Source organism: Agromyces cavernae (assembly GCF_021044935.1).
Taxonomy (GTDB): domain Bacteria; phylum Actinomycetota; class Actinomycetes; order Actinomycetales; family Microbacteriaceae; genus Agromyces; species Agromyces cavernae.
Genome location: NZ_JAJNMP010000001.1, coordinates 820,370 through 838,418, shown reverse-complemented (window position 1 = coordinate 838,418; position 18,049 = coordinate 820,370). Strand labels below are relative to the sequence as shown.

Annotated in this window: 16 protein-coding genes; 10 read left to right on the top strand and 6 right to left on the bottom strand. The window is 71.2% G+C overall.

The genetic code is table 11. The features are described 5' to 3' along the window. Positions 1-417 precede the first annotated feature (417 nt). Positions 418-1,125, bottom strand: a complete 708-nt coding sequence (locus tag LQ757_RS03850) for a M23 family metallopeptidase (protein ID WP_231045877.1) — start codon at positions 1,123-1,125, stop codon at positions 418-420. A 460-nt stretch (positions 1,126-1,585) separates the two neighbouring features. Between LQ757_RS03850 and LQ757_RS03845 the strand changes: the two genes are divergently transcribed. Continuing rightward, on the top strand, positions 1,586-2,041 hold the full coding sequence (locus tag LQ757_RS03845) for an Lrp/AsnC family transcriptional regulator (RefSeq protein ID WP_231045876.1): 456 nt from the start codon (positions 1,586-1,588) through the stop codon (positions 2,039-2,041). A gap of 32 nt (positions 2,042-2,073) precedes the next feature. Here the strand turns inward: LQ757_RS03845 and LQ757_RS03840 are convergent, their stop codons facing one another. After that, positions 2,074-2,436, bottom strand: a complete 363-nt coding sequence (locus LQ757_RS03840; protein WP_231045875.1) for a winged helix-turn-helix transcriptional regulator — start codon at positions 2,434-2,436, stop codon at positions 2,074-2,076. Positions 2,437-2,535: 99 nt separating this feature from the next. On the opposite strand from LQ757_RS03840, the gene LQ757_RS03835 reads away from it, so the two are divergent. From LQ757_RS03835 to LQ757_RS03815, 5 genes are all read left to right on the top strand, one after another. Beyond that, positions 2,536-3,414, top strand: a complete 879-nt coding sequence (locus LQ757_RS03835; protein WP_231045874.1) for an SDR family oxidoreductase — start codon at positions 2,536-2,538, stop codon at positions 3,412-3,414. 130 nt (positions 3,415-3,544) lie between these two features. Then, positions 3,545-4,573 (top strand): SDR family oxidoreductase, encoded by a 1,029-nt coding sequence (locus tag LQ757_RS03830; RefSeq protein ID WP_231045873.1) that lies wholly within the window; start codon positions 3,545-3,547, stop codon positions 4,571-4,573. A 150-nt stretch (positions 4,574-4,723) separates the two neighbouring features. Beyond that, positions 4,724-6,520 carry an acyl-CoA dehydrogenase family protein gene (locus LQ757_RS03825; RefSeq protein WP_231045872.1) on the top strand — a complete coding sequence of 599 codons (1,797 nt, stop codon included), beginning with the start codon at positions 4,724-4,726 and terminating at the stop codon, positions 6,518-6,520. Positions 6,521-6,614: 94 nt separating this feature from the next. Further along, positions 6,615-7,112 carry a GNAT family N-acetyltransferase gene (locus tag LQ757_RS03820; RefSeq protein ID WP_231045871.1) on the top strand — a complete coding sequence of 166 codons (498 nt, stop codon included), beginning with the start codon at positions 6,615-6,617 and terminating at the stop codon, positions 7,110-7,112. A gap of 66 nt (positions 7,113-7,178) precedes the next feature. Further along, complete coding sequence (locus LQ757_RS03815; protein ID WP_231045870.1) at positions 7,179-7,619, top strand: hypothetical protein; 441 nt, start codon at positions 7,179-7,181, stop codon at positions 7,617-7,619. A 21-nt stretch (positions 7,620-7,640) separates the two neighbouring features. On the opposite strand, the gene LQ757_RS03810 is transcribed toward LQ757_RS03815, so the two are convergent. Together LQ757_RS03810 and LQ757_RS03805 are read right to left on the bottom strand one after the other, a co-directional pair. Further along, entirely contained in the window at positions 7,641-9,338 is a 1,698-nt protein-coding gene (locus LQ757_RS03810; RefSeq protein WP_231045869.1) for a DUF885 family protein, read from the bottom strand. Between the two features lie 132 nt (positions 9,339-9,470). Beyond that, positions 9,471-10,409 (bottom strand): 5'-3' exonuclease, encoded by a 939-nt coding sequence (locus LQ757_RS03805; protein WP_231045868.1) that lies wholly within the window; start codon positions 10,407-10,409, stop codon positions 9,471-9,473. A gap of 93 nt (positions 10,410-10,502) precedes the next feature. Between LQ757_RS03805 and LQ757_RS03800 the strand changes: the two genes are divergently transcribed. Both LQ757_RS03800 and LQ757_RS03795 read left to right on the top strand, forming a co-directional pair. Next, on the top strand, positions 10,503-11,543 hold the full coding sequence (locus LQ757_RS03800; RefSeq protein ID WP_231045867.1) for an FUSC family protein: 1,041 nt from the start codon (positions 10,503-10,505) through the stop codon (positions 11,541-11,543). A 17-nt stretch (positions 11,544-11,560) separates the two neighbouring features. Further along, positions 11,561-14,581 (top strand): aminotransferase class III-fold pyridoxal phosphate-dependent enzyme, encoded by a 3,021-nt coding sequence (locus LQ757_RS03795; protein WP_231045866.1) that lies wholly within the window; start codon positions 11,561-11,563, stop codon positions 14,579-14,581. A gap of 44 nt (positions 14,582-14,625) precedes the next feature. Here the strand turns inward: LQ757_RS03795 and LQ757_RS03790 are convergent, their stop codons facing one another. Beyond that, positions 14,626-14,847, bottom strand: a complete 222-nt coding sequence (locus LQ757_RS03790) for a hypothetical protein (RefSeq protein WP_231045865.1) — start codon at positions 14,845-14,847, stop codon at positions 14,626-14,628. A gap of 110 nt (positions 14,848-14,957) precedes the next feature. Here LQ757_RS03790 and LQ757_RS03785 point away from each other — a divergent pair, with 110 nt between their 5' ends. Beyond that, positions 14,958-16,115: a DUF2207 domain-containing protein gene (locus LQ757_RS03785; protein ID WP_231045864.1), complete on the top strand. Its 1,158-nt coding sequence runs from the start codon at positions 14,958-14,960 to the stop codon at positions 16,113-16,115. Positions 16,116-16,198: 83 nt separating this feature from the next. After that, positions 16,199-16,891, top strand: a complete 693-nt coding sequence (locus LQ757_RS03780; protein WP_231045863.1) for an alpha/beta hydrolase family protein — start codon at positions 16,199-16,201, stop codon at positions 16,889-16,891. Positions 16,892-17,045: 154 nt separating this feature from the next. Here the strand turns inward: LQ757_RS03780 and LQ757_RS03775 are convergent, their stop codons facing one another. Next, complete coding sequence (locus LQ757_RS03775; protein WP_231045862.1) at positions 17,046-17,990, bottom strand: quinone oxidoreductase family protein; 945 nt, start codon at positions 17,988-17,990, stop codon at positions 17,046-17,048. Positions 17,991-18,049: the final 59 nt, after the last annotated feature.

The following is an 18,049-nucleotide window of genomic DNA, read 5'->3' as shown; positions in this document are numbered from 1 at the left end:
ATTCCGGCCTCGACACGCGGTCCTCGCCCCGCGTTCGCCGGCGCCCCGGCACGATGCGCCACGCCCGACCGGACACCGTGCCCACTTCTGGGGTGGGCGACCCTTCCGCCGCGTGATCGCGCGGGTCGCGCCCGGACGACCGTGGAATTACCCGTTCGGGGGCTGCCCGATCGCGTTCGCGTCGACTAGCGTCTGAATCGCGGGATACCGGACACGGGACCAACCGCCCAGGGTTGCAACCGACTGCCGCAGAGACCACCGGGTTGCGGGTGCCGATTGGGGGGCGGCATCCGTACCTCGGTCTCTGCGCCGGCTGAAGGTACCCACGCCGGCCGAAGGCACCCACCGCCGCCTGAAGGCACCCATCGCGGGCTGAGCACGCAGCGAACGCCGACTGAACGCGACGATCTGCTGAACTCAGCGAGCCGGCAGTTCGACCGACCGGATTCGCTCGCGGCGACCGGGCACCCCGTTCGCGACGCGCACCCACGCGCCATCGCGCCGCACCTCGTAGGCGCGGAACGCGCAGGGGATGCCCTTCGCCGTCAGCAGGTCGGGCGAGTCCATCAGTTGGAAGTGCAGGTGCGGTGCGGTGGAGTTGCCGGTGTGTCCGACGTTGCCGAGGAGGTCGCCCGTCGACACGCGCTCGCCCTCGGCCACCGCGACCGTGCCCGGCGCGAGGTGCGCGAAGCCGGCGTAGACGTCGGTCGATTCGAGCGAGCGCAGCACCACGTGGTTGCCGAGGATCGACGGCAGCTTCTCGGGCGTGAACGTCACGGCGTTCTTCACCGCGTGCGCGAGCTCGCGAGCCGGATGGATCCACTCCCGCTCGCCCATCCCATCGGACGCCTTCACGACCTCGGCGTCGAACGGCGCGTGGATCGGCGCGCCCCACGCGTACGACTCCCTCGTGCGCCCGCCGAAGAGCGCGCCGCGCAGGGTGCCGGCCGGGTGGTAGTGCACGCCCTTGCGGGCGTCGACCACGAGCAGGTCGTAGGCGTAGCGCTGGCCGAGCATATCGGTGCCGTGGCTCGGCACGCGGTGGGCGGGCGTCGTGACGGCCATCCATCCTTCGCCGCGCAGCGGGAACTCCACGACGAACGGGTTCTCGAGTGTGTGCTCCATCGTTCGCGAGCGTAGCGGCCGGGGCACGCGGGCGCATGCCCGGTCATCAGCGCCTCGGCGCAACTGAGGAGAATGGCCTCCATCCTCGCCGTGGGACACGGATGACGCCCATTCTCCTGAGCTGCGGTGGGTCGCAGCGGCGAGCGAGGCAAGACAGCAGGCAGGTCGGCAGGAAGAGAAGACGAGCGGATGCCGCAGCCTGGTGCCGCGGCATCCGCTCGAGTCCTGGGCGAACACCGGAGGATCGCCGGTGGGGCGGATCGCGATCCGCCGACGGGGTGCGCCGCCGGATCGGCCTCGGGGTTCGGCAGCTCGTGACCGCCTCACCTGATGTGTACAGTCATTGATAACAAGGCTCTGCAATCGGGACAACCTACGGTGATTCAACTAGTCAGATTGTAAGATTCCGGGGAGAGTTTCGAGCGAGCGGAGGTTCATATTGAGCAAGCTGGATGTCAGGTTGGATGCCACGGACCGGCGCATCCTCGTCGAACTCGACGACGACCCGCGCCTGCCCACGGTGGTCATCGCGCAGCGGCTGGGGCTCGCCCGGGCGACCGTGCAGAGCCGGCTCGACAAGCTCGCGGCATCGGGCCTCCTGCGCGCCAACAGCAGCCGCGTGCGGCCCGACTCGCTCGGCCGGGGCATCGCCGCGTCGGTGCGGGCCGAGCTCGACCAGCACCTCATCCACGACGCGATCGAGGCCCTCAAGCTCATTCCCGAGGTGCTCGAATGCTTCGCGCCGGCCGGCGACGACGACCTGCTGCTGCGCGTCGTGGCCCGCACTCCCGACGACCTGTACCGGGTGAGCGAAGAGATCCGGCTCTGTCCCGGCATCGTGCGCACCTCGACGAGCCTGTTCCTGCGCGAGGTCATTCCCTACCGCATGTCAGCCCTGCTCGCCGCACCCGACTGAACCTCGCACGCCAGGCGAGCTGCCGTGAACGGCTACCGCGCCACGATGCCGTCGGCTTCGCGCGCGACCCACTCGACGAGGGGCAGCATGTGCCGCATGAGATCGTCGCCGCGGTCGGTCAGCGCGTACTCGACCCGCGGCGGAACCTCGGGGTACGACGTGCGGGCGACCAGGCCGTCGGCCTCGAGCGTGCGCAGTGTCGATGCGAGCATCTTCTCGCTGATGCCCTCGACCTCGCGGCGCAGCTCGCCCCAGCGATGCGTGCCGTCGGTCAGCGCGAGGAGGACGAGCACGCCCCACTTGCTCATGATGTGATCGAGCACGACCCGTGTGGGGCAACCTTCGACGAAGACTTCGCCGGATCGCTCCCGTATCTGCGCAAGACTTACCACCATGTAGGTACCTTACCAAGAAGTGGGTACCTTCACGAGGGAAGGTTGGTGAGCGGCGTGGGGTTGGCCTCGGTGAAGGAACCCACCGAAAGGATCTCGCCCATGACCATTCTCGTCACCGCCGCCAGCGGCCAGCTCGGCTCCCTCGTCGTCGAGGCCCTGCTCGAGCGCGGCGCCGCGCCCGCAGACCTCGTCGCAACCGCCCGCGACACCGCCAAGATCGAGCCGCTCGCGGCACGAGGCATCCGCACCGCCGTACTCGACTACGACCGCCCCGAGACCATCGCGGCCGCGCTCGACGGGGTCGACACCGTGCTGCTCATCTCGGGATCCGAACCGGGCAAGCGCGCGGCCGGCCATCAGAACGTGATCGACGCCGCGAAGGCCGCGGGCGTCGCCAAGCTCGTCTACACGAGCGTCGCGAAGGCGAGCACCGCCGACCTCGCGCTCGCGCCCGATCACAAGGCCACCGAAGAGGGCATCGCCGCCTCGGGCGTGCCCGCGGTGATCCTGCGCAACAACTGGTACCTCGAGAACTACGCAGCGGATGTCTCGCGCGCCGCCTCGACCGGAATCATCGCCGCATCCGTGGGCGACGGTCGCGTGGCCGGCGCCACCCGGGCCGACTTCGCTGCGGCCGCCGCGACCGTGCTGCTCGAAGACGGGCACCTGGGGCGGGTCTACGAGCTCGGCGGCGACGCGGCGTTCGACTACGACGAGCTCGCCGCAGCGGCATCCGCGGTTCTCGGCCGTGACGTCGTCTACCAGCGCCTCACTCGCGACGAGCACGTCACCGCGCTCGAGGGTGCGGGCCTCGACGCGGGCATCGCCGGGTTCGTGGCAGCGCTCGACGACGGGATCCGCCGCGGCGTGCTCGCCGACACCGACGGCACCCTGTCGCGCCTCATCGGCCGCCCGACGACGCCGCTCGTCGACGGACTGCGCGCCGTCGTCGAGGTCGAGGAGCGGCCGGCGGCCTGACCCCGACACGGCACGAGCCTCGGGTTGCGCGGCACGAATCTCGCGCAGCCCGGGGCGGGACCCCTCGTCGGCGCCGGCTCCTCCCCCGGTCCCGACGCACTCGGAGTAGAGTCCGACCCCGGGAGGCTTCGTGAGCCGAGAACTCGTACTGGTCACCGGCGGCACGGGATTCATCGCCGCGCACTGCATCGTGCAGCTGCTCGAGGCGGGGCATCGCGTGCGCACCTCAGTGCGCTCGCTCGACCGTGCCGACGAGGTGCGCGAGATGGTGCGCACCGGCGGCGCCGAACCGTCGGCCATCGAGTTCGTCAGGGCCGATCTATTACAGGACGACGGATGGCCCGCGGCCGTCGACGGCGCCTCGTTCGTGCTGCACGTGGCCTCGCCGTTCCCGATGCGCCAGCCGAAGGATCACGACGACCTCGTCGCCCCGGCTCGCGACGGCGTGCTGCGGGTGCTCCGGGCCGCGCGCGATGCGGGAGTCGAGCGGGTCGTGCAGACCTCGTCGTTCGCCGCGATCGGGTACGGCGCCGATCCGGGGCGTCCGTTCACCGAGGACGACTGGACCGACCTGTCGAACCCGAACCTCACCGCCTACGTGAAGTCGAAGACGGTCGCCGAGCGCGCCGCCTGGGAGTTCGTCGGGCGCGACGGCGGCGGCCTCGAACTCGCGGTGGTCAACCCGGTGCCGGTCTTCGGCCCGGCGCTCGGATCCGCGTTGTCGACCTCGGTCGAGCTGCTGCGCTCCCTGCTCAACGGACGGTCACCGGTGGTGCCCCCGGGCACGACCACCGGAGTCGATGTGCGCGATGTCGCCGAACTGCACGTGCGCGCGATGACCCATCCAGATGCCGCAGGCCAGCGGTTCCTCGCGGTCGCGGGAGACCCCATCACCTTCCACGAGCTCGCGACGTTGCTGCATGAACGCCTCGGCGCCGACGCGAGGCGCGTGCCCACGCGGGTGCTCCCCCGCTGGCTCGTGCGTGCGGGTGCGCTCGTCAACGCCGACCTGCGTGCAGTCGTGCCGCAGATCGACCGCCGCCAGGGCGCATCGCACGAGAAGGCGAGGCGACTGCTGCACTGGGACCCGATCCCCACCGAAGACGCCATCATCGCCTCGGCCGAGAGCCTCATCGCGCTCGGCCTCGTCAAGGCGTGACGTCGGCGCGCGGATCGATCACCCGACGGAGCACTGACTCGCGGCGTCGAATTGTGGGATGACACAACGCGCGCCGCCACCGGGGCGCACGCATGAGTCGAACCCGAAGGATCCCACCTCGCGCAAGATTTCCCGGGTTAGGCTGCGAGAATGAGTGAATTCCGTCCTCCCGTCGCCGACCTCGCGTTCGCCCTCGAGCGCGTCGTCGGATACGACCAGATCGCACAGCTCCCGGGCTTCGAACACGCCGACCTCGACACCGTCGTCGAGGTCCTCTCCGAGGCCGGTGACTTCATGGCCGAAGTCGTCGCCCCGACCAACCGCGCAGGCGACCTCGAGGGGTCGCGGCTCAACGCCGACGGCACCGTCACCACGCCGACCGGCTTCAAAGAGGCCTACGCCGCGTTCGTCGACGCCGGCTGGGGCTCGGTTCCCCTGCCCGAGGAGTACGGCGGCGGCGGGTTCCCCCGCACCGTCGGGCTCGCCCTGCAGGAGCTCGAGATGGAGGCCAACATGGCGTTCTCCCTCGCTCCCCTGCTCACCCAGGGCGCGATCGAGGCGCTCCTGGGCTACGGCACCGACGAGCAGAAGCAGCAGTGGCTGCCCAAGATGGTCAGCGGCGAGTGGGCCGGCACCATGAACCTCACCGAGCCTCACGCCGGCTCCGACGTGGGCGCCCTCACCACGAAGGCCGTGAAGCGCGCCGACGGCACCTACGGCATCACCGGGCAGAAGATCTTCATCACGTTCGGCGACCACGACCTGAGCGAGCAGATCGTGCACCTCGTGCTCGCGCGCACCCCCGATGCGCCGGCCGGCACCAAGGGCATCTCGATCTTCATCGTGCCCAAGTTCCTCGTGAACGACGACGGCTCGCTCGGCGAGCGCAACGGTGTGCACACCGTGGGCGTCGAGCACAAGATGGGCATCCACGGCTCCCCGACGTGCGTGCTGTCGTACGAGGACGCCACGGGCTACCTCGTCGGCGACGAGAACATCGGCATGCGCATCATGTTCGTCATGATGAACAGCGCCCGACTCTCGGTCGGCACGCAGGGCCTCGCCGTCGCGGAGCGCGCCTACCAGCAGTCGCTCGAGTACGCGAAGGAGCGCAAGCAGGGTCGCGCGATCGGCGCCACCGAATCCTCGCCCATCATCGACTTCCCCGACGTGCGCCGCATGCTCATGACGCAGAAGGCCTACATCGCCGCCCTGCGTCGCATGATGCTGCTGAACGCCGTGAACGTCGACATCTCGACCCACCACCCCGATGCCGCGACTCGCACCCGCGCCGACGAGATCGTCGGGCTGCTCACGCCCATCTGCAAGTCGTTCGGCACCGACCTCGGCAACGAGCTCACGTCGCTCGCGCTGCAGATCCACGGCGGCATGGGCTTCATCGAGGAGACGGGCGCCGCCCAGCACTACCGTGACGTGCGCATCGCCGCGATCTACGAGGGCACGAACGGCATCCAGGCCGCCGACCTCGTCGGCCGCAAGCTTCCCGTGCGCGATGGCGCCTCGGCCCTCGAGTTCATCGCCTCCATGCGCGAGCTCGACGGCGAGCTGGCCGCCGCCGGCGAGGAGTTCGCGTCGATCCGCACCCAGCTGAACGCGCAGCTCGACACGCTCGAGCAGACGACGAAGTACATGCTGCGCACCGGCCCCACCGACCCCAACTCGGCACTCAGCGGCTCGACCCCCTACCTGCGCATCTGGGGGCTCGTGGTCGGCGGCTGGCTGATGGCGAAGTCGGCGCTCGGCGCGCGCGGACTCGACGCCGACGGCATCGCCGAGGCCCAGCTGCCGCTGGCCCGGTTCTACGCCGAGCAGCTGCTGCCCCAGGCCGCCGGCCTCGTCGGAGCCGTCACCGCCGGGTCGCACGACCTGTTCGCACTCGACGCCGACACCCTGGCCGACCGCGCACCGAGCCGGGCGCGCGTCTGACGAGCGCTCCTCACGAATGGCCGAGCGGATGCCGCGACGCGAGTCGCGGCATCCGCTCGCCGTTTCCACGCCCACCGCAACTGAAAGAGCCCCGATGCCGTACCAGCCGATGCCCTTCTCGTTGGAGACCGAACGACTGACGCTCGCGTTGTGGGACGACGTCGATGCCGCCGGCTACCGCGAACTCGTCGGCGAGCGCGGCGACGAGATGCCGACCCTCGATGGGGCTCGCGACGAGGTCCGCGAGGCACGCGAGAACGCTCCAGGGCGAGGCATCCACTGCATGACGCTCCGCAGGCGCGGCGAAGATGAGTTCCTGGGCTACTGCGGTCTCGTCATCGGCCGCGCCACCATCGAGGAGCCCGAGATCGCCTACGAGTTGCTTCGCAGGGCACACGGCAACGGGTACGCCACCGAGGCGGCCGCAGCCATCGTCGACGCGGCCCGGGCGACCGGCAGGAAGCGACTCTGGTCGACCGTGCGCACGTGGAACACCCCGTCGTTCCGGGTGCTCGAGAAGATCGGCTTCCGCCGCGACCACACGACGACCGATGACCGGGGCGACATCGTCTGGAACGTCCTCGACCTGTAGCCGCGCAGCCGCGACGGCTTTCGCTGCGGCGGGGACGCCCGACCGGAATGCGGCGAGAATGGGTGCATGACGACTCCCCCGCACGATGACGAGCCACCGCGCCTCGGCGAACCGCCGGTGTGGGGCGGCGACGCCATCGACGGGCCCGGCTGGTCGGGGCTGCTCGCGTTCACGGGCCTGGTGCTCGGCACCGGCGCCCTGCTGTTCGCCCTGTTCGCGCCGATCGGCAGCCGCGGGCCGGCCGCCGTCGCCTGGATCGCGATGTTCGGCGCGCTCGCCATCGGCGCCGGCGTGCCGGGTGCGGCACGACACCGTCGACTCGGCGGCGGAAGGCTCGGAGTGCAGGTCGGATGGCTCGGCGCGGTGCTCGGGGCACTCGCGATGCTGCTCATGATCTACGCGTACGTCGCCGTGCTGCTGATGGGCGGCGAGGGACTCCCCGTGCTCCCCGCCTGGGAAGCCCCCGCCGAGCCGCCGTCCGACGACGTGGTCACCGCACTCGCCTGATCAGCGAAACGCGGGCACGGGTCACGGCGCGGTGACGCCACCCCCGACCGGCGCCGATACCCACCACGGCCCTGCCGCGTCGATCAGGTCGACGTCGGATCGGTCTTCCAGCAGTTCCCAGCGCTGCAGTGACATCGGCACGTTGCCATTGCGCCACACGAAGTCGTGCACGTCGCGCAACGAGAACTCGGCCTCGTCGAGCGCGGCCGCGACGGCGGCATCGGCCACGAGCCGCATCACCTCGTGCTTGCCCACGAGATACGACATCGCGAGCCCGGGGGTCGCGACGTAGTACGACGTCTCCTCGGTCGCGGTCTCGACGTCCATCGGCACCATGCGCACGAAGAAGTCGACCGCCTCGGGCAGGCTGAACGCGCCGGTCGCGAGGTTCACGTCGACGACGACCCTGAGCGCGCGCAGCCGCATGAAATTGTGCACGATCGCCTGCGAGTGCGGGGCATCGGCGAAGAGCCCAGCCGTGAGCATGAGCTCCTCGTTGTAGTGCGCGATGCCCTCGTTGGCCACGGAGTCGATGAAGTGCCGGCGCAGCGGGTTCGGCTGTGTCCACGACAGCGCGAGCTGCTGGCTGTGCGCCCCCTCGTGGATGATGCCGAGCCGCGGGTCGCGGGCGTTCGCGGCGTCGAAGTACGGAAGGTCGGGTGCCGGGTCGGGCACGTACGAGGTCGCGTCGTCGGCGACGCGACGGATGCTTGTGAGGTCATCGTTCACGCCGAGGAACGCGATGGGCTCGAGGTACGCAGGCGTCGGCGCGAACCGGTAGCGGCGCAACGAGGCGGGCTGGCTCAGCAGGTCGGCCGATTCGTACAGCGCCCGCACCTCGGCCTCGGCGGTCGCTTCGGCTGCCGACTCGGCCTCGGCCGACGCCGCAAGCGGCACCTCGGGCACGTCGCGGTACCGTGTGCGCGTCGCCGCCTCGGCGACGACGCTGCGCCGGTAGTCCTGCATCGCGGCACGGACGAGCTCTTCGGGTTCGTGGGTGACGAGCGCCACGTGCCGCAGGTACCAAGTGAACGCCTCGCGCCCGACGATGACGTCGGCACCCAGCCCATCGGCGGATGTCGCGAGCCACGCCCGGTATCGCTCGAGCGCCTCGCTCGCCGCGGGCCGGGCGGCCCTGAGCGCGGCAGCCGTCGCGGCATCGGTCAGCGGCACGACGGCGTCGACCGAGCGCCCCAGCCGAGCGCCGATATCGACGAGGTCTGCCGCCGCGACCCGAGCGAGCGTCGCCACGCCGGCGCGCTCGAGGTTCGCGATCGCCTGCCCGACCGCGCCCGGAATCGCCTCGAGCACGCGCACGAGGTCGGACTGCCGCCGCGCGTCGAACGGCAGCGGCGGGAGCAGCAGGTCGAACCACGGCCCGAGCACCTGCGACGTGAGGAACACGGCGTCGCGCTCGCAGTTGCGCAGCACCGCGAGCTCCCAGTGCACGCGGGCCATCGCGGCGCCGAGCAGCCGGTGGTCGACCTGCACCGCAACGGGCAGCGCCTCGAGGCCTGCGGTGTCGATGGCCTTCCAGCGCTCGGTGAATCCGTCGAGGGCGAGGCGGAACTCCTCGACTGCTGCGGGATCGAAGCGCGGCAGCCAGCCGTCGGGCCGTTCGACGCGCGGAATGTCGTCGGAGGTGCGGAACGAGGTGGCGTCACGCCACTCCCAGAACTCTGCGCCGAGTCGATCGAGGTCGGTTGCGAGCGTAGGCATGTCGCCACGTTAGTCCTGACCGCCGACGCGGGCTTCGGGGCCCGGAGTGTCGGGGTCTCGATACGCGTCGCCTTCGGCGGCGCTACTCGACCGGCGACACGGCGGCGCTACTCGACCGGCGACACGGCGGCGCTACTCGGCTCGCGCGACGCCGTCGAGCGCCGCGAGCACTCGGGGCATCGAGCCGCCGAGGTTCCACTGCTCCGCGAACATCTCGGCGGCGGCCCGCCGCTCGCCGGTCACGGGTTCGAGCCGAGCGTCGAACTCGCCGAGCTCGAGGTCGCGGACGACCTCGACGACCGTCGGCGCCACCTCGAGGTACGGGCCCGCCGCCGCGAACTTCGCGCGCATGCCCGCAGCCATCGGCGACGAGACATCGCTCGCGGCCGCGATGATGCCCTCGAGGTCGACGTACTGCTTGAGCAGCGACGCCGCCGTCTTCTCGCCGACGCCCGCGACACCCGGCAACCCGTCGGACGCGTCGCCGCGCATGACCGCGAAGTCGGCATACTGCTGCGGCAGCACGCCGTACTTCGCAACCACCGTCTCGTCGGTGAGCACCTCGAGCCGGCTCATGCCGCGAGCGGTGTAGATGACGCGAACGGATGCCGCATCGTCGACCAGCTGGAACAGGTCGCGGTCGCCCGTCACCACGTCGACGGGCATGCTCGCACCCGTCGCGAGCGTGCCGATCACGTCGTCGGCCTCGTGTTCGGCGGCGCCGACCCGTGCGATGCCGAGCAGTGCCAGCGCCTCGCGGATGAGGGGGACCTGCACGTCGAGGGGGTCGGGCGTCTCTTCGACGTCGACCCCGCCCGGCACGGCCGCCTCGACGCGGTGCGCCTTGTAGCTCGGGATCAGGTCGACGCGCCATTGCGGCCGCCAGTCGTCGTCCCAGCACGCGACGAGATGCGTCGGCTCGAAGTCGGCGACGAGTCGCGCGATGATGTCGAGCAGCCCGCGGACCGCGTTCACGGGTGTGCCGTTCGGCGCCTTGAGCGAGTCGGGCACGCCGTAGAACGCGCGGAAGTAGAGCGAGGCGGTGTCGAGGAGCATCAGTCGGTCGGCCACACCCGATCTTGGCACGACCCGCCGACGACCTCGACCCGCGGCACGGCATCCGCGCGCGCACCGAGATGCGGGCCGACAGCTAGCGTTGAACGCATGGGCTTCATGGGCATGTTCCGCGCGTCCAGGCGCCTGCCGGTGCTGCAGGTGCTCAAAGCGTCGGTCGCAACCATCGCGGCATGGCTCATCACGAGCCTGCTGATGCCGGGCCCCCTGCCGATCTTCGCGGCGATCGCGGCCTTGCTCGTCGTGCAGCCGAGCGTGAACCAGTCGTTCGGCAAGGCCATCGAGCGCTCCATCGGGGTGATCCTCGGCGTGATCGTCGCGACGGGCCTCTCGCTCGCGTTCGGCGAGCACGCCTGGGTGGTGCTCATCGCCATCGTCGCCGCGATGCTCATCGCCTGGGGCCTGAAGATGACGCCCGGCACCTCGAACCAGGTCGCGATCAGCGCGATCCTCGTGCTCGCCTTGGGCGCCGCCTCGCCCGAGTACTCGCTGCAGCGCATCGTCGAGACGCTCATCGGCGCGGCGATCGGGGTCGTGGTGAACGTCCTGATCGTGCCGCCCGTCGCGGTCGCACCCGCGCGACGAGACCTCGCCCTGCTCGGCGGCGAGCTCGCGGCATCGCTCGACCGTCTGGCGAGCGCACTCGAGTCGCCGCAGTCACCGGCACAGGTACACCAACTGCTGCTCGAAGCCAGACTCATGCGTCCGATGCGCGACGCCGCCGACGCGTCGATCGCCGACGGTGAGGAGTCGCTGACCCTGAACCCGCGCCGGTCGGCGCATCGCACCGAGCTGGCCGAGATGCGCGCGCTGCTCGATCGGCTGGGCCCGATCGTCACCCAGGTCATCGGCATGACGCGGGCGTTCTTCGATCACTACGACGATTCGGTCGCCGACGAGCCGGCCGTGCAGGCCATCGCCGAGCAACTGCGCCGCGCGGGCCATGACGTGCGCCTCGCCGTGCACCTGGCCGACGTCGACCCCGAGCCGCCGACGTCGGCCATCCCGGCTCTGACGGCACCCCTCGTGGTGCGCCCGCCGGCGTCGGGCCACTGGATCCTCGTCGGCTCGCTCATGGAGGACCTGCGCCGGATCCGCGCCGAACTCGTGATCGACCAGTCACGGAACTGAGGGAAAGGCGAGTGACGATGACGCAGAGTGCCTCCGGATTCGACTTCTTCGCTGCCGGCGAATTGCCGGCGCCGTCGTTGCCCGCCGCAGAGGTCGCCGCGATCGCCGCAGCCGAGTGGGGACTCGACGTCGCGCTCGAACCGCTCGGCAGCCAGCAGGACCAGAACTTCCTCGCCCGAGCGGGCGACGACCCCGACAGGGTGCTCGGCGTCGTGAAGATCACGAACCCCGCGTTCACCGCCGCAGAACTCGCTGCCCAGGACGCCGCGGCCGCCCGCATCGCGGCGGCCTGGCCCGAGCTGCGCGTTGCGACGACGACGCTCGACGCCAGCGGAGCCCCGCGCCGGGCGACCGTCGAGACGAGCGAGGGCGCGCTCGCCGTGCGGCTGATCGAGTATCTCCCCGGCGGCACGCTCACCGGAAGCCGGTACCTCTCGCCCGCAGCGATCGCCCGCATGGGCGGGCTCGCCGCGCGCACGAGCCTCGCCCTCGCCCGCTTCACGCACGCCGGCCTCGACCGGGTGCTGCAGTGGGATCCGCGCCACGCCGACCGGGTGGTCGAACTGCTCGCTCGCCATCATCCCGATCCGGCGAGGCGCGCGCGGGTGACGGATGCCGCGACATCCGCCTGGGCGACGATCGCGTCGCTCGCACCCGACCTTCCGATGCAGGCCGTGCATCTCGATCTCACCGACGACAACGTCGTCTGCCGCGCTGATCGGGGCATCCGAACGCCCGACGGCGTGATCGACTTCGGCGACGTCACCGAAAGCTGGGCGGTGGCCGAGCTCGCCATCACGATCTCGTCGGTGCTGCACCATGCCGGCGCCGAGCCGGCGTCGGTGCTCCCCGCGGTGCGGGCGTTCCACGAACTGCGTCCGCTCTCTGCGGCCGAGGTCGCGGCCATCTGGCCGCTCGTCGTGTTGCGCGGCGCAGTGCTCGTGGTGAGCGGCGAGCACCAGGTGCAGCTCGACGGTGGGGCGAACGCCTACGCGGCGGCCGGAGTCGAGCGCGAGTGGCGCATGTTCGAGCAGGCCGTCTCGGTCCCGAGCGCGGTGATGATGGGCATCTTCGCCGATGCGCTCGGCGTGGCTCTTGCAGGTCGAGGAGCGCCGATGCGAAGCGGCGACGCGTCTCGAGACCCGGCGACCGAGTCCGAAGTCGTGCGCGCAGGGTTTCGAGACGGTCGCTCCGCTCCCTCCTCAACCCACTCAATCGACGGTCGCTCCGCTCCCTCCTCAACCCACTCAACCGACGGTCGCTCCGCTCCCTCCTCAACCCACTCAGATGCCGTTCGGCTCGACGTGTCGGTGTTCGCCGACGCCGTCGACGCGGGCGCGTGGCTCGACGGCGAGGCCCTCGAGGAGCGGCTCACGCTCGGGGAGCTCGACGCGGGCGCGCCCGCCGCATGGCTCGAACGAGCGACGCCGCGGCTGACCGCAAGCCGCACCCTCGCGCACGTGTCGCCGGCGACCGTGCCCACCGGCATCGACGTCTGGTACGCGCAGGCGCAGCGGCTCGCGGCGTCCGAGCAACTCGTCGTGGAGGGCGCCCCGCGAGACGCCGACGGCGCATGGGTGGCGCCGGCGCGCACCCGCATCCGGGTGCGGCTCGGCCACGCCGAAGCGCCGCACCTCGTGCGTCCCGAGTATGCGGCGGGATGGCTCGCGGCGACCGAGGATCCCACCGAGCTGCTGGGTCTGAGGGCCGGTCTCGAGACGCGTCCGGCTTCGCCGGGCGCTCCTCGACCAACTGACGCCGCCGACCTCATCGCGCGACGCGATGCGACGTTCGCCGAGGTGCAGGAGCACTACTACGACGCACCCCCGCGGATCGAACGCGGCTGGCGCGAGCACCTCGTCGACACGTCGGGCCGCGCATACCTCGACATGGTCAACAACGTCACCCCGCTCGGTCACGGCCACCCCGGTCTCGCCGAAGCGGTAGCAGGGCAGTTGCGACGCCTCAACACCAACTCCCGCTTCAACTACGGGTCGGTCGTCGAGTTCTCCGAGCGCCTTGCCGACCTGCTGCCCGACCCGCTCGACACCGTGTTCCTCGTGAACTCGGGTTCTGAGGCCGTCGACCTCGCCCTTCGCGTCGCCTTCGCCGCGACCGGCCGGCGCGACATCGTCTCGGTCGCCGAGGCCTACCACGGGTGGACCCTCGGCTCCGACGCCGTCTCGACGTCGATCGCCGACAACCCGAGCGCGCTCGAGACACGCCCAGACTGGGTGCACGTGGTCGAGGCGCCGAACTCGTTCCGTGGTCGTCACCGCGGGGCCGAGGCCCGTCGGTACGGGCCCGAGGCCGTGGATCGCATCCGGGAACTGGCTGCCGCCGGCTCACCTCCGGCCGCGTTCATCGCCGAGACGTTCTACGGCAACGCCGGCGGCATCCCACTGCCCGACGGTTACCTCGACGGAATCTACCGTGCGGTGCGCGAAACGGGCGGCCTGGCCATCGCCGACGAGGTGCAGGCCGGCTACGGCCGGCTCGGCGAGTGGTTCTGGGGCTTCGAGCAGCAGGGTGTCGTGCCCGACATCGTCGCCGTTGCGAAGGCGATGGGCAACGGGTATCCGCTCGGCGCGGTCATCACGACCCGTGAGATCGCGACGCGGTTCCGCACGCAGGGATACTTCTTCTCGTCGACCGGAGGAAGCCCGGCATCGAGCGTCGCGGGCCTCACAGTGCTCGATGCGTACCGCGAGCAGGGCCTGCAGCGTCATGCCGCCGAGGTCGGCTCAGCCCTGAAGTCACGGCTGCAGGCGCTCGCGGCGCGGCATTCGATCATCGGCGCCGTGCACGGTCTCGGCCTATACCTCGGCGTCGAGTTCGTGCGCGACCGCGACACCCTCGAGCCCGCCACCGAGGAGACCCGGGCGATCTGCGACCGCCTGCTCGAACTCGGCGTCATCATGCAACCGACCGGCGACCACCAGAACGTGCTCAAGACGAAACCGCCGCTCGTCATCGAGCGCGCCAGTGCCGACTTCTTCGTGGCGATGCTCGATCGGGTGCTCACCGAGGGCTGGTGAGGCGCAGGGTCTCGATACGCTTCGCTACTCGACCACCGGATGTTTCACGCGAGCAGGTCGCGCACGGCCAGGCCCCACTCGAACCCGCACTCGCGGCAGTCGAAGATGGGCCCCTCGTCGAGCGTGAGCGCCCCCGACAGGTCGGCGGCCTCGACCTCGAAGTCGAGCGGGCCGAAGACGATCGCACGGACGGACGAGGAATCGCACCGCGGGCACGGCTCGTCGAGCACCGGAACCGGGGTGTTCTGCTGCATCTGCTTCGTCATGGCACACACGGTACGCTCGGCCTCCGACATCCTCGGCAGCGCGCCCCGCGCGTCTCACGCATGCAAGACAGAGCAGGCGACGGTGGGCCGTCGATCCCTAGACTGGGCGCGTGCTCACCGCAGCAATCGTGTTCGGGCTCGCGCCCGCGGCCGTCATCCTCGTGCTCGGCATCGTCGCGCGCGGTGTCGCGACGCAGCACGTGACACCGCGGGTCGTGCAGTACGCACCCGAGCGCAACTCGACCGTGCTGCGTGACGCCCTGCTCGTCGATGCCGACCGGCGTGCGGCATCCGCTGCCCTCATCGATCTCGCCGTGAAGCGCAAGGTGCGCCTGCTCGCCGGCAGCGGCCGACGCGACCCCATCGGCGTCGAGGTCGAGCGGGGCGCCGTGTTCACCTCCGAAGAGCTGTCGCTGCTCGACGCGCTCTTCGGCCCCGACCACACGAGCACGCGGGTGCGGCGATTCTCGAGCGATCGACGCGCACTGGCGGGCCGACTGAAGATCCTGCTGCTCGGCATCGAGCATGCGCTGGCCCGCGACGGGCTCATCGGCGAACGCCGCGTCGGCTGGCCCGGTGGCGCGCTCAGGCTGCTCGCGTACCTCGGCATGCTCGTCGAGGCGCTCCTGATCGTGTTCGCACTCCTCAACAACTCGTTGCCGGCGCTCATCATCACCCTCATCGCGCTCACGGCCACGATCGCGACGATCTTCGTCACCCCGCCGTGGTGGCGCAAGTACCTGCCGCCCGCGCAGGCGAAGCGCGAGCATCTCGCGGGCCTGCGCCAATACCTCGCGCTCGCCGAGGCCGACCGGCTGCGTGCCCTGCAGTCGCCGAGCGGCGCCGAACTGCGAGCGGATGCCCCGGGCGCGACCGTTCCGGCCGGGCAGGGCTCGGGCGGGGCGGGGGCCGGGAAGCCAGCAGGCCCCGGCGCCGCCGCGGGCTCGGCCGTCCCGGCCCACCCCGCCGACGCGCCGACGCACACCGAGCCCGTCGCACGGTTCCACCTGCACGAGCGGCTGCTCCCCTATGCAGTGCTGTTCGGGCTCGAGCGCGAGTGGATCGCGAAGCTCCGGCTCGAGGCCGCCGCCGCCGACACGCGCGGCGCAGACGCCGGCGACCTCGCAGAGGTGACGGTCGGTATCGCCGACGCCCTCGACGCGGCCGGCGGCGTACTGCAGCTCACGGCCTCGGTCGGCGATCTCTTCGACGGCGCCGGCGAGATCATCGAGGGCGTCGGCGGCCCCTTCGAGGCATTCGGGTCGTAGGCGCCGGCTGAGGACGCCGGCATCTTGCGCCGGCCGGCCGGCCGCAGCGGACACCCGGCGCGCGATTGCGGCAGCATTGACCCATGGGCGCACGCGAGGAACCGATCACGATCGAGATCGACGGCTCACCGGTCTCGGGCGTGTACGCGCGTCCCGACGGCGCATCGGCGACGATCGTCGTCGCACACGGCGCAGGCGCGGGCATGGAGCATCCGTTCCTCTCCGGCTACACGCGTGCGCTGAACGACGACGGGTTCGCAACGCTGCGCTTCAACTTCGCCTACCGCGAGGCGGGACGCCGGTTCCCCGATCGTCCTCCGGCCGCGATCGCAGCCTGGCGAGCGGTGACGGATGTCGCGACCGCGCGTGCCGTCGACGCCGGCAGCACCGACGAGCCGATCTGGGCGACGGGCAAGTCGTTCGGCGGGCGCATGGCGTCGATGGCCGTGGCCGAGGGCATGTCGGCCGCTGGACTCGTGTTCCTCGGCTACCCGCTGCACGCTCCCGGCAAACCCGACAAGCCGCGCGACGAGCACCTGCCCCGGATCTCGGTGCCGATGCTGTTCCTGCAGGGCACCAACGACCCCTTCGCGACCCCCAACGAACAGCTCGACGAGGTCGCGCGGCGCGTCGGTCCGAACGCGGTGGTGCAGTGGTTCGAGGGCGGCGGCCACTCGTTCGAGGTCAAGGGCGTGAAGCGGTCGGCCGCGGAGATCGGCGCGTCGCTCGCCGCGCCGACGGCGGTGTTCGTGCGGGCGCACCCGCCGGCCGAGTAGCGCCGGCCGAGTCGGCGCGCCGGCGCCGTCACCCGTGGGTCGAGGAGGCGCGCCAGCGCCGTGCCCGTCGGTCGAGGAGGCGCGCCAGCGCCGTCTCGAGACCCCAGCACCGGGTCTCGAGACGGTCGCTGCGCGACCTCCTCGACCAACGAGGTCAGGGGATGAGGATGATCTTGCCGCGCAGGCCGCCGGCCTCGCTCTGCCGGTGCGCGTCGGCCGCTTCGGCGAGCGGATAACGGGCGGCGATCTCGACGTCGAACTCGCCGTTCGCGGCGAGCTCGGCGGCCAGCGGCACGGCGTCGATGCGCAACTGCTGCTCTTCAGGCGTGAGCGGGATCGGGTTGCCGCCGCTCCACGCGTGGATGCCGAGCTCGGCGGCACGCCCCCCGAGCACGATCGTGCCGATGCGATCGGGGTCGGCGACGAGTTGCTTCGACACCGCGATCGCCTCGTCGGTGCCGGCCCCGTCGAGCGCCACGTCGACCCCGTTCGGCGCGACCGCGCGCACGCGGTCGGCGAGGCCAGGACCGTAGGAGATCGGGATCGCGCCGAGCTCGCGGACCCGAGCGTGGTTCGACTCGTTCGCGGTCGCGATGATCGTCGCACCGAGCCTGCGCGCGAGTTGGATCGCCGCCTGGCCGACCGCACCCGAGCCGCCGTGGAGCAGGAAGGTGTCACCCTCCTTCACCCCGAGCGAGGTGAGCACCTGGTGCGCCGTGGCGACCGGGATCGGCAGTGCGGCGGCGGTCTCCCAGCCGAGCGCGGCGGGCTTGCGGGCGAGCTTCGCGGCGGGGGCGAGCACCTCGGTCGCATAGGCGCCCTTCGCGCCCGAAACGATCACCTCGTCGCCGACGGCCCAGTCGTCGACACCGTCGCCGACGGCGATGACGACCCCCGCGGCATCCGACCCGATGCGACGCGGACCGGTGATCGGCCCCGACGCGCGACGACCCGAGCGGATCTTCCAGTCGATCGGGTTGACGCCGACGGCACGCACCTCGACGAGCACCTGACCGGTGCCCGGCGTCTCGCGTTCGACCTCGCGGTACTCGAGGACCTCGGGGTCGCCGATGGCGTCGTACTCGATGGCGTAGGGCATGGAGAACCTCTCTCGTCGGGTCATGGCAGGTCATCCCAGCCTCGCACGGCGAAGTTCGA

Coding starts and splice junctions, on each gene's coding strand:
- LQ757_RS03850 (WP_231045877.1), bottom strand. CDS start 1,125: ATGGAGCACACACTCGAGAACCCGTTCGTCGTGGAGTTCCCGCTGCGC.
- LQ757_RS03840 (WP_231045875.1), bottom strand. CDS start 2,436: ATGGTGGTAAGTCTTGCGCAGATACGGGAGCGATCCGGCGAAGTCTTC.
- LQ757_RS03835 (WP_231045874.1), top strand. CDS start 2,536: ATGACCATTCTCGTCACCGCCGCCAGCGGCCAGCTCGGCTCCCTCGTC.
- LQ757_RS03825 (WP_231045872.1), top strand. CDS start 4,724: ATGAGTGAATTCCGTCCTCCCGTCGCCGACCTCGCGTTCGCCCTCGAG.
- LQ757_RS03820 (WP_231045871.1), top strand. CDS start 6,615: ATGCCGTACCAGCCGATGCCCTTCTCGTTGGAGACCGAACGACTGACG.
- LQ757_RS03815 (WP_231045870.1), top strand. CDS start 7,179: ATGACGACTCCCCCGCACGATGACGAGCCACCGCGCCTCGGCGAACCG.
- LQ757_RS03810 (WP_231045869.1), bottom strand. CDS start 9,338: ATGCCTACGCTCGCAACCGACCTCGATCGACTCGGCGCAGAGTTCTGG.
- LQ757_RS03800 (WP_231045867.1), top strand. CDS start 10,503: ATGGGCTTCATGGGCATGTTCCGCGCGTCCAGGCGCCTGCCGGTGCTG.
- LQ757_RS03795 (WP_231045866.1), top strand. CDS start 11,561: ATGACGCAGAGTGCCTCCGGATTCGACTTCTTCGCTGCCGGCGAATTG.
- LQ757_RS03790 (WP_231045865.1), bottom strand. CDS start 14,847: ATGACGAAGCAGATGCAGCAGAACACCCCGGTTCCGGTGCTCGACGAG.
- LQ757_RS03780 (WP_231045863.1), top strand. CDS start 16,199: ATGGGCGCACGCGAGGAACCGATCACGATCGAGATCGACGGCTCACCG.
- LQ757_RS03775 (WP_231045862.1), bottom strand. CDS start 17,990: ATGCCCTACGCCATCGAGTACGACGCCATCGGCGACCCCGAGGTCCTC.